This is a genomic window from Arcticibacterium sp., from assembly GCF_055134445.1.
The window spans coordinates 37,488-49,857 of the sequence record NZ_JBSRVI010000187.1 but is presented as its reverse complement, the minus strand read 5'-3'; the positions used below and the strand labels follow the sequence as shown (position 1 = coordinate 49,857).

Annotated in this window: 11 protein-coding genes; 3 read left to right on the top strand and 8 right to left on the bottom strand. The window is 37.6% G+C overall.

Features of this window, described 5'->3' with window-relative positions; genetic code table 11:
* Nucleotides 1–47: 47 nt before the first annotated feature.
* Nucleotides 48–671, bottom strand: coding sequence for an outer membrane beta-barrel protein (locus ACTBZY_RS24650; protein WP_463049048.1), 624 nt, complete (start codon nt 669–671; stop codon nt 48–50).
* A gap of 214 nt (nt 672–885) precedes the next feature.
* On the opposite strand from ACTBZY_RS24650, the gene radA reads away from it, so the two are divergent.
* Both radA and ACTBZY_RS24640 read left to right on the top strand, forming a co-directional pair.
* Complete coding sequence (radA, locus tag ACTBZY_RS24645; RefSeq protein ID WP_463049047.1) at nt 886–2,262, top strand: DNA repair protein RadA; 1,377 nt, start codon at nt 886–888, stop codon at nt 2,260–2,262.
* 71 nt (nt 2,263–2,333) lie between these two features.
* Nucleotides 2,334–3,362: a mechanosensitive ion channel family protein gene (locus ACTBZY_RS24640; protein ID WP_463049046.1), complete on the top strand. Its 1,029-nt coding sequence runs from the start codon at nt 2,334–2,336 to the stop codon at nt 3,360–3,362.
* A 60-nt stretch (nt 3,363–3,422) separates the two neighbouring features.
* On the opposite strand, the gene ACTBZY_RS24635 is transcribed toward ACTBZY_RS24640, so the two are convergent.
* From ACTBZY_RS24635 to ACTBZY_RS24605, 7 genes are all read right to left on the bottom strand, one after another.
* Nucleotides 3,423–4,688, bottom strand: a complete 1,266-nt coding sequence (locus tag ACTBZY_RS24635; protein WP_463049045.1) for an OmpA family protein — start codon at nt 4,686–4,688, stop codon at nt 3,423–3,425.
* Nucleotides 4,689–4,823: 135 nt separating this feature from the next.
* Complete coding sequence (gene gloA2, locus ACTBZY_RS24630) at nt 4,824–5,210, bottom strand: SMU1112c/YaeR family gloxylase I-like metalloprotein (RefSeq protein ID WP_463049044.1); 387 nt, start codon at nt 5,208–5,210, stop codon at nt 4,824–4,826.
* A gap of 25 nt (nt 5,211–5,235) precedes the next feature.
* Nucleotides 5,236–5,928 (bottom strand): potassium channel family protein, encoded by a 693-nt coding sequence (locus ACTBZY_RS24625; RefSeq protein WP_463049043.1) that lies wholly within the window; start codon nt 5,926–5,928, stop codon nt 5,236–5,238.
* 94 nt (nt 5,929–6,022) lie between these two features.
* Nucleotides 6,023–7,825, bottom strand: a complete 1,803-nt coding sequence (locus ACTBZY_RS24620; protein WP_463049042.1) for a TrkH family potassium uptake protein — start codon at nt 7,823–7,825, stop codon at nt 6,023–6,025.
* A gap of 41 nt (nt 7,826–7,866) precedes the next feature.
* Nucleotides 7,867–9,135, bottom strand: coding sequence for an NAD(P)/FAD-dependent oxidoreductase (locus tag ACTBZY_RS24615; protein WP_463049041.1), 1,269 nt, complete (start codon nt 9,133–9,135; stop codon nt 7,867–7,869).
* A gap of 664 nt (nt 9,136–9,799) precedes the next feature.
* Nucleotides 9,800–10,864, bottom strand: coding sequence for a 4-hydroxyproline epimerase (locus ACTBZY_RS24610; RefSeq protein WP_463049040.1), 1,065 nt, complete (start codon nt 10,862–10,864; stop codon nt 9,800–9,802).
* Nucleotides 10,865–10,866: 2 nt separating this feature from the next.
* Nucleotides 10,867–11,772: a dihydrodipicolinate synthase family protein gene (locus ACTBZY_RS24605; protein ID WP_463049039.1), complete on the bottom strand. Its 906-nt coding sequence runs from the start codon at nt 11,770–11,772 to the stop codon at nt 10,867–10,869.
* 91 nt (nt 11,773–11,863) lie between these two features.
* On the opposite strand from ACTBZY_RS24605, the gene ACTBZY_RS24600 reads away from it, so the two are divergent.
* On the top strand, nt 11,864–12,229 hold the full coding sequence (locus tag ACTBZY_RS24600) for a CoA-binding protein (protein WP_463049038.1): 366 nt from the start codon (nt 11,864–11,866) through the stop codon (nt 12,227–12,229).
* Nucleotides 12,230–12,370: the final 141 nt, after the last annotated feature.

Here is a 12,370-nt window from a genome sequence, read left to right as displayed (position 1 = left end):
ACCTCCCAGGCAAGCTGGGAGGTGTTGTCTTAAAACTGATACTTTACTTAAAGAATTTTAAAAGCCAACGTTAAAGTCCAGCCTGAAGCCCTTTGACTAAACTTATCTTCATTTTTAAAATTCAAAGCATTTATATCTGTCAAGCTACCTTCCTTTCTTAAATCTAGCTCGGCACCTAAAATCTTTACGCCTAAACCTACCTGATATCCCCAAGTAGCATTAGTAAAGGCCTCATCCGTATTTGTAGTATAATCGTTTAAAGCTTCTTTTAATTTTTGGTCTTCCGACAGTTTTAAGGAAGCCACCGGACCGCCCATTATTCTAAGGAATTTAACTGGCTTAAAACCTACTAAAATTGGAATATCTAGATCGGTATATTTAACATCTACCACCTGAACTGGTCCACCATTGGCAGGTCTTACTTCCACTTCACCGCCTTTTGTTGCCACTAAAAGCTCTGGTTGTAAATAGAATTTATCTCCTAACCTTCCCCAAATACCAAACACGAATCCGGTTTTAGTTTCTAAACTTTCATTGATATTATTTTTCAATGAACCCGCGTCTGTGTAGATATTGGTAAGGTTTACGCCACCTTTTATACCTAAGCCCGACTGAGCATAGCCCCACGTACTTAATAATGTAAAAATAAAAACAGCTGTAATTTTTTTCATAATTCTCTATTAATGTTCCTAACTATCTTTAAATGTTCTGGTCAATAAACGTCATTAACTTTTATCTTAGTACAATTTTTCTAAATATTCCCGTCTCTAAAAATTTAGATGAAAGGTTTTATTAATCGGTTGCATCTAGTGAACCTTTATGGAACGCTTTCCATTATTATTTCTTTACTTCGCAAATTCCACTCAAAAGGAACACTTATTTTAAATGGCAAAACAAAAAACTGCATATTTCTGTCAGAGCTGCGGCTATAATTCTCCAAAATGGTTAGGAAAGTGCCCCTCTTGTTTAGAATGGAATACACTGGTTGAAGAGCTTATCGCAAAAGATGAGCCAGAAAAAGGCAACTGGCGTTTTGGAAGTCAAAATACAAAACCAAAGTCTAAGCCTAAGAAAATTAATGAAATTCAAACTGCCGAACAGTATAGAATCATTACGGAAGATAATGAATTAAATAGGGTTTTAGGCGGAGGATTAGTGCCCGGTTCGCTGATATTAATTGGCGGAGAACCCGGAATAGGAAAATCTACACTCATGCTTCAAATAGCCCTTAGCCTTAAGGATTATAATGTACTTTATATCTCTGGTGAAGAAAGCGAGCAGCAACTTAAAATGCGAGCTACAAGATTAAAGTTTGAAAGCGACAGATGTTATATCTTGACAGAAACTTCTACGGACGCCGTTTTTAAGCACATTGAAATGCTAGAACCGGATGTGGTCATTGTAGACTCTATTCAAACCATGGTTTCACCACTGATAGAATCTGGAGCGGGTTCCGTTTCACAGATAAAAGAATGTGCTGCTGAGTTTATGACTTTTGCCAAGGAGTCTGACGTACCCATCATAATGATTGGTCACATCACCAAAGAAGGCAGCTTGGCTGGCCCTAAAGTCTTGGAACATATGGTGGACACAGTACTTCAATTTGAGGGAGACAGATACATGACCTACCGAATTTTAAGAACTACAAAAAACCGCTTTGGAAGTACTTCTGAATTAGGAATTTATGAAATGCTAGCCGACGGACTCAGAGAAGTGAGTAATCCCTCTGAAATATTATTATCAGAAAGAACAAGTCAGATTAGCGGCATAAGTATAGCCTCTATGATGGAGGGCAACCGCTCCTTAAACATAGAGATTCAATCTTTAGTAAGTACCGCAAATTACGGAACGCCTCAACGAACCAGCAATGGCTTTGACGGCAGAAGGCTTCAAATGCTATTAGCCGTTTTAGAAAAAAGAGGTGGTTTTAGATTAGGAACTCAAGATGTATTTTTAAATGTAGCTGGTGGATTAAAAGTAGAAGACCCAGCCATAGATTTAGCAGTATGTGTTAGTGTGGCTTCGTCTTACGAGGACCTTCCTGTTAGTCAGTCTTTATGCTTCGCAGCAGAAGTGGGACTTGGAGGAGAAATAAGAGCAGTCAGTAGAATAGAGGCCAGGATATCCGAAGCAGAAAAGTTGGGTTTTAAAAAAATCTATATTTCTCAAAACAATGTCAAAGGGTTATCTAAAGACAAATTCGGAATTGAGATAATCGCTTCTGAGAAACTAGAAGACGTCTTTAGAGATTTATTTGGATAAATTCTTAGGCGTATACTCCTTAGTGCCACACCTGAAAATATTAAATTTGAAATCATTAAAAAATTAAAGAATTGACTGAAAACTGGATTGATTTATTATTATGGGTTATTGCCCTACCTAGCGGCTGGATTCTGGGCAGGATTATAAAATCCACCGTCTTCCCAATACTACATAAAAAGGCATCAAAAACCGACAATAGCATTGACGACGCCGTTATTGACCTCTTCGCCAGATTGGTTATTCCTTTCTTTTGGGTCATCGGTATTTGGGTGGCCTATCATTTCAGTAACCTCTTCGAAGCTTTTAAACCTGATATTAGAATTGCGATTTTAGTATTCAATATTCTTGTTTTTACATGGGCCGCATCCTATTTCATAGCAGAAATTATTCAGCTTTACATATTTAGAAGAGGAAAGGTTTTCCCAAACACTTCCATTTTTACCAATATCATCAAAATCATTGTCTACTCTGTAGGCATACTGTTTGTGATGCATGTTTTAGGGGTACCCATTGCTCCTGCATTGACCGCTTTGGGAGTCAGTGGTTTGGCAGTAGCCTTGGCACTTCAAGATACTTTAAGTAACCTTTTTGCTGGTTTACAAATGCTTGCCGCAAAAAAACTAAAACCAGGTGATTACGTACAATTAGACAATGGAGACGAAGGTTTCGTAGAAGATATTGCTTGGAGAAACACCACTATAAGGGCTTTAGGAAATCATATTATTATAGTGCCTAATAGTACGATGGCGGGCAGCATTGTTAAAAACTTCATCCTCCCAGACTCTCAAAACTCCGTGCTTATTCCTGTGGGAGTATCATACGATTCGGACTTGAAAAGAGTGGAACAGATAACCATAGAAGTGGCCACAGAAATTCAAAAGACTGTTCCTGGTGCTGTGGAAGACCATGAGCCATTCGTACGTTATAATGAATTTGCAGACAGCAGTATAAACTTTAACGTGATTCTTAGAAGTAGCGATTTTACCAGTCAATACCTTATTAAACACGAGTTTGTAAAAGCTCTACACGAAAGATATAACGTAGAGGGAATAGAAATACCGTTCCCTATCAGGACGGTTTATATGAAGAAAGAGGAATAAATCCCCCCTTCGAGTGCTTCAGGGGGCTGATTATTCGTTGGCTGAGGGACTCGAAGGCAATCACTCTTGCTCTATCACAATTTCTACCCTTCTGTTTTTTTGTCGATTACCTTCTGATTCATTCTTAGTTAGCGGTTTGGTATCTCCCCAGCCTTTGAATGTTATTCTCTCCGCCGCTATGCCTCCTGATATTAAAAAGTCTCTGACATTTTTAGCTCTATCCATGGACAAAATCAGGTTTAACTGACTATCCCCTTGATTATCTGTGTGACCATCTACCCTGATTTTCATTTCCGGGTTTTCATTCATCATCTTAATAACCTTTTTCAATTCGGTATGAGAATCCTCTAAAATCTCTGCCTTTCCTAAAGGAAAATAAACATTGTTTAGTCTATAAGTTCCTTTCTCAACTAGCTCCAATTTTCCCTCTTTGCTTTCTTCTATATTTTCTAGCAAAGGCTCTTTTGTTTCAATCGGTTCTAAATAAATGTCTCTTGAAAAAGACTTTGAAATCTTACTCAAATCCATAGTCTCTGTACTGGTCTCATAACCATCTGCCACAATCTTATAAACATATTCTTTAGGCTTAATCAAAAACTCATAATAACCCGTTCTAGACGTACGAACAGAATCAAACGGTTCCTCTTCACCAAGAATAGAACACACTATTTTAGCCGCAATAGGTGCTTCTGTGGCGGCGTCAAATATTTTACCACTCATTAAAAACGCCTCTGAATTGTTTTTTGAAGGAATGGCGGCCATCGGCGTAGCTTCCTCGCCTGTTCCTGGGTTATTCACCTCTACACCATAAAAATTCCAATATTGAAAGCCATCTCTTTCATCATTGGGACCTTCTACCAAATCCACCGATTTTATCCCTGGATCTAGTTTTTTAAAGAAGACTTTGAAAAAATATTTCTTTTCTGGCTCTACATCTTGTCTATCTGGAGCTACAGGAATGTTAGTGGCCTTTATAAAATCAAACACTCTCCCGTCTTTAGCTCTTAAAAAAGAAGTTGGCTGAATTCTAATCGTACTACCTCCCATTTGACTCATCATTTGCTGCAAAATCATATTTCGCATCATAGGATTCATCATTCCGAGTTGCTCTTTCTCTTCTGGGTTATTATCCAAATAATTCTTAAGAGCCTCTTTGGGCGATTTGCTGACATATTGCATTGAAACCACAGTATATTCCTCGGTAATTTCAATCTTATTAATGAATGCATCCTGAGTAGATTTCTTAGTTACTTTTGGATTTGGAGTAACTTGAGCCATGGCAGCCTGTACGCCAAACAAAAGGATGATTGACAGTGCTTTGTACATAATTCCTTTATGGTTTTTTGTTCTAAGATATTAACATTAAACCATATTTAGAAGTTTACGCTTACCTGTTAAGAAGTGTTAAATGACATTTAAGGTCATATTTCTTAAGAAAACACAAATTCCATCATGGTGCAATCATCTTTCATAAAACTCCAATGGAAGGTCGTCTGGGTCTGCGAAAAACGTAAAACGTTTACCCGTTATTTCATCAATCCTGATGGGCTCAGATCTTATACCGTTCTTGGTTAAATCTGCAATGGCACGCTCTATATTTTCTACCTCAAAAGCCAAATGCCTTAAACCCGCAGCCTCCGGCCTAGAGGTTCTTTCTGGCGGATTGGGGAAAGAAAAAAGCTCTATAATATATTCACCATTTAATGCCAAATCGAGCTTATAAGAGTCTCTGGTTTCCCTATAGGTTTCTTTTATTATTTCTAAACCTAAAACGCTTGTGTAAAAAGCTTTTGTTGCTTCATAATTTGAAGCGATTATAGCTATATGATGGATTTTTTTTAATTGCATTCTTCCTTTCTAGTACATTGATTAATTACCTCAAATCGCTTCCAATCATCTTCTGGAAATCTTTGATGTTACCCATCATCACCAAAATATCCGATTCGTCAAATTCATGTTCACCGTCTAGATTCATGTCTACAGTGGCAAACTTACTCATCATCCCGATGATATTCTTCTTAGTCTGAAAGCGTTTCACAGCTATCAGTTTTAGGCCGTAAGTACTAAAAAAGTCAATATTGGAGGCCGTTCTTCCTAAGTATCTTTTAGGGACTTCTATTTCTAGAATACTACAATCATCCGACAGGTCAAAAGACTCCATCACTCCGCTTAATTCTAGCTGTTTGGCAAACTGTTCTGCTGCAATTTTCTCAGGATTAAAAATAATTTCTATGCCAATGGACTCCAAAACGGTCTGATGCAATGGATTAATAGCCCTACTAATAATAGACTTGGCATTATGCTGTTTTAAAAGAGCTGTGGTAAGAATAGAGGCTCCAACATCTTCGCCAATAGCCACTATTATTTGATCGGAATCTTGAATAGGAAGAGCATTTAATGCTCCAGGTTTTGAGGAATCTAAACAAATGGTGTGTGTCACTTTATTTTTCAGTTGCTCCACAATTTCCAAACGGTTATCTACTCCAAAAACCTCGTGACCAATGGCTGTCAATCTGGTAGCTAAAGTCGACCCGAAGTTTCCCATTCCTATGATAATGTATTTCATTTTCTTTGTTCTATTGAATCAATGCTTTTACGCAAAACCTGAAAAGCCCTTTAATATGTACTGCTTCTTATAACACCAAATATTATACTTAAATCTAGACTATCAATACGTTTTCTTTTGGGTACTGATGAGAACTACTTTGGATTTTCTTAAACAGGCCGAAAAGTAAGGTAAACATACCTACCCTCCCTAAAAACATGGTAATTATCAATACTATTTTTGAAGGGGTACTCAATTGTGGCGTCAAGTTCAAGGATAAGCCCACTGTACTATAAGCTGAAAAGCACTCAAAAGCAATCTTAGTCAACTCTTGATTTGGCTCAAAAATACTAATAAAGAAAACCGCCATGCCAATGATCAGAAGAGACAAGAAAATCACGGCAAAAGCTCTATGAATAGAAGATGCGGAAATTTCTCTTTTGAAAATATCAACCCTTTCTTTACCCTTTGCTAATGCCACAATGTTTGTAATTGCTATCGTGAAAGTTGTGGTTTTAATACCTCCACCCGTACTACTAGGCGACGCCCCAATCCACATTAACAATAAATAAATCAAAATGGTACCTTGCATCAAACCACCCATATCTACAGTATTAAAACCCGCTGTTCTTGGTGTAACCGAACCAAAAAATGCCTGCACAGCCTTTCCAAACATGGTAGGATGATCTTGAAGGGTATTATTATACTCCGTTATAAAATATAATATGGTTCCCACAACCAGCAAAATGGTGGTAGATGTTAAAACCAGCCTTGAATGCACGTTTAAGTTTCTAGCTAAAAATATGAACCTCTCTTTAAAAAACAGCCATCTAAAAAAGCTCCTTAATAAGCTTTTCCCAGTGTCATAGAGGTCTAAAACCACAGGAAACCCTATTCCTCCTAAAATCACCAATGCACAAATAACCAACTGAAACGGATAATTATATCTAAAACCTCCATTAAAAAGGCCATCAGGAAGGGTGCTAAAACCAGCATTACAAAAGGCAGAAACGGAGTGAAAAATAGAGAACATCCACGAATCCCAAGAAGTGGTAAAAAAGCGTTCGTTACTGGTTAAATGGATAAAAAATATACCAATAAGTTCTATAACAAACGTATAACCTACAATTTTCAATAAAGTAGAAAAAAGAGAATTAGGCTTATCTGACTGAATAATATCACTCAAAATTAAATGGTTTCTGAAAGACATTCCTCCCCTAAAAAGAATGGCGAAGAAGTTGGTAAAAGTCATGAGCCCCAAACCTCCAATCTGAATAAGCACTAATAGCATATCCTGCCCAATGGCCGTAAATGCCGTGGAAGTATCTACCACAGTAAGACCAGTAACACATACAGCACTGGTAGCCGTAAAAAGAGCATCTATAAAACTAAGCTGCTGAGAGGAAACATCAGGAATTAGCAAAAGTGCTGTTCCTACTAAAATCAACATCACAAAACTGACCACAAAAAGTACTGATGGTGTCATACCTTTCCCTCCGAAAATAGCTCCTTCTCGCATCACTCTGACTACGAAGAAAACGCTAATCAACATGTGAAGCACCCAATTTTCGTTGACTAAAGCAAAATGGCTCTTTAGATACAAAAACAAATACAAAATGCACGCAAAAGTTAAATCTGAGAGGTAGTTCCTATCTATAAGTCTTATATTTTTCCTTATAAAATTTTGAAGAAGCCATTTAGCAAAATATAGGAACATGACCACAATAGGTACATCCGTAAGTACGGTATCTACCCAGTTCTCCACGGTTAGCTCCTTGGGGAAAGCTATCTGGTAAATCACTAAAGCAAAACCTAAAAATAAAGCCGTGAAAATAGCCCATTCTAATCTTTTGACTACTCGCTCCCTAATAAGAATGAGTTTATCCCAGAAATCTACTAAATAGTGTTTAAGCTTCACTTAATAACCAGTGTTAAATAATTCGTTTTAAAGGTAACAATTCATTTTTCAAATCTATGAATATCAAACAATCCAATATTCTGAGATACATTTTTTGAAATAATAAGATCACAAACCGTTTGACCAGTTACCGGGGCTAAACTAATCCCCAACATGGCATGTCCAGATGCTACCACCAAATTATCCAAATGCCGTGCTTTGCCAATATATGGCAAGCCATCTGGTGAGCATGGTCTCAAACCATACCAAATATCCCGCTCAATGGGTGTATTTACTTTTATCTGATCATAAAAAGTGGAACCCGCTTTGGCTATAGCTCTTACCCTTTTCTTTTCTACTTTATTATTAATACCAGAAAATTCCATAGTACCAGCAAAACGAACTTTATCATTCATAAAAGGTGTAACTGCCACTTTAGCCTCACAAAGGATAGATGGATGAAAAATCCTTTTCGAGGATTCTTGGTCTTGTGTAAAACTATAGCCTTTTCCTGCTTGTAAAGGAATACTCAGTTTAAAAAGCTTAGAAAGTCTTTCTGACCAACTGCCTGCGGCTATAACCACATTTTCTACATCCACTTCATCACATTCTCCTTTGGCATTTCTTAGGCTTAGCCGCTCGATTTTAGTTCCAGAGATAGAAGCATTCACTACCTCTATATTATAAGAAAACTTAACACCCTCACTTATTAAGAATGACTTCAAGCTCTTCATTAATTTCTGAGGATCGCAGTGGGCATCCTCGGGATAAAAAACACCTCCTAAAACATCTGGTAAGGCCTCATATTCTAATTGATGAACACCCTTTTTGTTTAAGATTTGAACCTCCATTCCCATACTTTCAGCTTTATGAGCTACAGCAATTTCATCTTCTAAAAGGTGTTTGGTTTTGCAAAGCAACAATAATCCTTTTTTTTCTAAATCAATGTCAATCTCATTTGAGTTTACCAAATCATGATACATCGCTCTGCTCTGAACCAAGTAATCTTTTAAAACAGGCATGGCGGCGTCCACTCTTTTTTGATTTGCCGACTGCATAAACTTCCATGACCAGTTCAGCATGGACAGACTTAGCCTTGGTTTTACATAAAACGGGCTGGTATCATCCAACATCCATTTCAGAGCCTGCTGTACCATTCCGGGAGCAGCTAAAGGAATGAAATGGCTAGGAACTATCATTCCCGCATTTTGAAAAGAACAGCCGTCCTGACCATCATACTGGTCTATTATTTCTACTTCATGCCCTCCCTTAACAAGGTAGTAAGCGGAAAAAAGGCCTATGATGCCTGAGCCTATGATATGAACTTTCATTTTTTATTATTTTTCGATGAATCTTCTTTGAAGGTCTGTTCCTTCCAAGTTTGCTTATTCTTCCGCTGCCTTTTCAGGCGGAACCTATCCTTTTTTCATCTGGAAAAAGTAAAAAAATGCAGACAGAATTTAAACTCACGAATCTAAAAATTAGCATTAACCTTAAATTAGAACATACTCCTTTTTTTTAGCTTCGCTTAAACGGTAAATTCTGATTTAAGGATTTATATTAAATCAAGTTTTGAACGTAATCAAACAGTACAAGGCAAAATTCGAATTATATTAAATATTCTTAGCTTCTCTTAAAACGGTAATTTTGATGTTTCGATAAATGTTTTTTTTATAATATTTATTGTTCTATTCCTTTACTTACAATCAATATTCCTCATCTACGAAAATCACTTCTCTGCTGCCTTTTCAGGCAGAAACTATCCTTTTTCTCCGCTTGTCCTTGCCGGACAGGCATTCCTTTTTTAGCGTAAAAAAGGAATCAAAAAAACACTGCCTTGTAAACTCTTACATTCAAAACTTCAACCTTGACTTCCAAAATAAAATTCTAATACGTTTTGAACGTAATCAAACAGTACAAGGCAAAACTTGAATTTTGTTTAATATTTTAGCTTCGCTTAAACAGTAAATTCTGATGTAAGGATTATTTACTTTTTCAAATCACTTGAAAGCCGTCTGCGTAGGGGTCGTCTTCTTTGTTTATCGAGATTAGGTTTTCTCCGTACACTTTTGCCCAGCCTTCTATCGAAGGTATGATGGCATCGAAATCTCCTAGCTTCGCTCTACCTTCTATTCTTCCTTCGAATTTACTGCCTATTATACTTTCATGAACAAACACCTCGCCTTCTTTCAGTTTTCCTTTTGCCGCCCATTGAGCCATTCTAGCGGAAGTACCTGTGCCACAAGGTGATCTATCAATGGCCTTGTCGCCATAAAAGACGGCATTTCTTGCGGAAGAATTTGGGTCAATCGTTTTGCCTGTCCACATGATATGGCTTAAGCCATTAATGCTTGAATCTTCTGGATGAACAAAATCATGAGAAACGCTTAAAAGGGCTCTCAATTCTCTCGCCCAAGAAATCAGCTGCTCTGCTTTATAGCTTTCTAATCCATTAAAGTTTTCTTGAGGGTCTACTATTCCGTAATAATTACCCCCATAAGCCACATCCAGTTTAAGCTTGCCTAAAGGTGGGAAATCCACTTCTATATTTCCTTTGGCTAAATAAGAAGGAACGTTTGTCAACCTTACACTTTTTACTTTTCCATCTACATCTTCGGTATAAGAAATCTCCACCAAACCAGCAGGAGCTTCCATTCTTACTTTGCCTTTGACTTTAGGCTTTATGAGGCCATACTCCAAACCCATAGTGATGGTGCCAATAGTGCCATGACCGCACATGGGCAAACAGCCTGAAGTTTCAATAAAAAGTACGGCCACATCATTTGCAGGATTGTGTGGCGGATATAGTATACTACCCGACATCATATCATGACCTCGTGGCTCATTCATGAGCCCTTTTCTAATCCAGTCGTAATTTTTAAGGAAATCTTGTCTTTTTTCAGACATGCTATTCCCCTCTAAAGCAGGACCGCCCTTCGCTACCAAACGAACCGGATTGCCACAAGTATGTGCATCAATACAGTAAAAAAGACTTCCAGAAAGTCGTTTCTTTTCAAAGAAACTTTCGGAAACCTCTAATTCTAGTGGGTCTGTTGCCATTCTTAAAGTATTGGTAATACAGGTCTACATGCTAATGACTTTTCAATAATCGCCATCACTTCTGCTCTCTCCTCTCCTATTAATGGCAGTCTTGGTTCTCTCACCCATTCCGAACCCATATTTACAGCCGCTTCCGCAAGCTTAATTTTTTGCACAAACTTGTTTCCAATATCAAGACCCAATAATGGAAAAAACCAGCGATAAATGTCTCTCGCTTCTTCAATTCTGCCTTGTTTAACTAGTTCGTATATCACTACAGTTTCTCTAGGAAAAGCATCTACTAAGCCCGCTACCCAGCCATCTGCACCCATAATTAAACTTTCCATGGCTAAATTATCTACACCTGAAAGAATCTTAAATCTGTCCCCTAGTTCGTTAATAATTTCAGTCAAATAACGAATATCACCCGTACTCTCTTTCATCGCTTCGAAATGGGCATTTTGAGCCAAATCTTTAAACATATCTATGCTAATGAAATTCCCATAAGCTATTGGATTATTATAGGCCATAACCGGTAAGTCTGTAGCATCTGCAACCGAATGAAGATAATGCAAAGTCTCCCTATCATCTGCTTTATAACGCATAGATGGCAATAACATAAAACCCTCCACACCAGCTTTCTCACAATCTTTAGCAAAAGCCACCGACTCAGAAGTGATGCATTCTGCAATACACATTATCAATGGAACACTACCATCAATAGCTTCTTTTGAAGCTTCCACAAGTGTCATTTTTTCAGCAGTGGTGAGTGTACCATTTTCTCCTAGCGAACCACAAATGATGATTCCGTGAACACCCGCTTCTATTTGCTTTTCTATATTGGTTTTGAATAGACCTAAATCTAGACTTTGGTCTTCATTAAAATTTGTTGTAACTGCTGGATAAACTCCATTCCAATTTGGTCTCATATGGCTGATATTTCTGTTTGAGCGATTGAGCTAGCAAATTAGAACTATTTATTAAAATCAATTGTCTCTTAGCTATTGATATTCTTCAAAAATGACAGATAAAAAAACACTTATCCTCGGTGCCAGCACCAACCCAGCGAGATATGCTTATTTAGCCGCCAACAAATTAGTGCGATATAATCACCCCATTGTCTTGGTAGGTATAAAAAAAGGGGAAGTGGCTGGAGTAAGCATTCAGGGTAGCACAGAAGGAATTGAAAACATTCACACGGTTACGATGTACCTCGGCCAGAAAAACCAAACGGTCTACGAAGACTTCCTATTAAATCTAAAACCCAAACGTGTCATATTTAACCCTGGAGCGGAAAATCCGGCATTGATGACCAAATTAGAAGAACAAGGCGTGGAAACTTTAGAGGCTTGTATATTGGTTATGCTTTCTACGGGACGGTTTTGAGGTTATTGTTATTTGGCAAAAACAGTTTATATGCCACATATTGATGTTGCACTATGTGGAACATCAGGCAATCACTCCATTATTTATTTTGAGTTTAGCTTATTCTCTTGAGATTTTTGGGATAAAACCAATTCTTTTAGT

Coding starts and splice junctions, on each gene's coding strand:
- ACTBZY_RS24650 (WP_463049048.1), bottom strand. CDS start 671: ATGAAAAAAATTACAGCTGTTTTTATTTTTACATTATTAAGTACGTGG.
- radA (WP_463049047.1), top strand. CDS start 886: ATGGCAAAACAAAAAACTGCATATTTCTGTCAGAGCTGCGGCTATAAT.
- ACTBZY_RS24635 (WP_463049045.1), bottom strand. CDS start 4,688: ATGTACAAAGCACTGTCAATCATCCTTTTGTTTGGCGTACAGGCTGCC.
- gloA2 (WP_463049044.1), bottom strand. CDS start 5,210: ATGCAATTAAAAAAAATCCATCATATAGCTATAATCGCTTCAAATTAT.
- ACTBZY_RS24625 (WP_463049043.1), bottom strand. CDS start 5,928: ATGAAATACATTATCATAGGAATGGGAAACTTCGGGTCGACTTTAGCT.
- ACTBZY_RS24615 (WP_463049041.1), bottom strand. CDS start 9,135: ATGAAAGTTCATATCATAGGCTCAGGCATCATAGGCCTTTTTTCCGCT.
- ACTBZY_RS24610 (WP_463049040.1), bottom strand. CDS start 10,864: ATGGCAACAGACCCACTAGAATTAGAGGTTTCCGAAAGTTTCTTTGAA.
- ACTBZY_RS24605 (WP_463049039.1), bottom strand. CDS start 11,772: ATGAGACCAAATTGGAATGGAGTTTATCCAGCAGTTACAACAAATTTT.
- ACTBZY_RS24600 (WP_463049038.1), top strand. CDS start 11,864: ATGACAGATAAAAAAACACTTATCCTCGGTGCCAGCACCAACCCAGCG.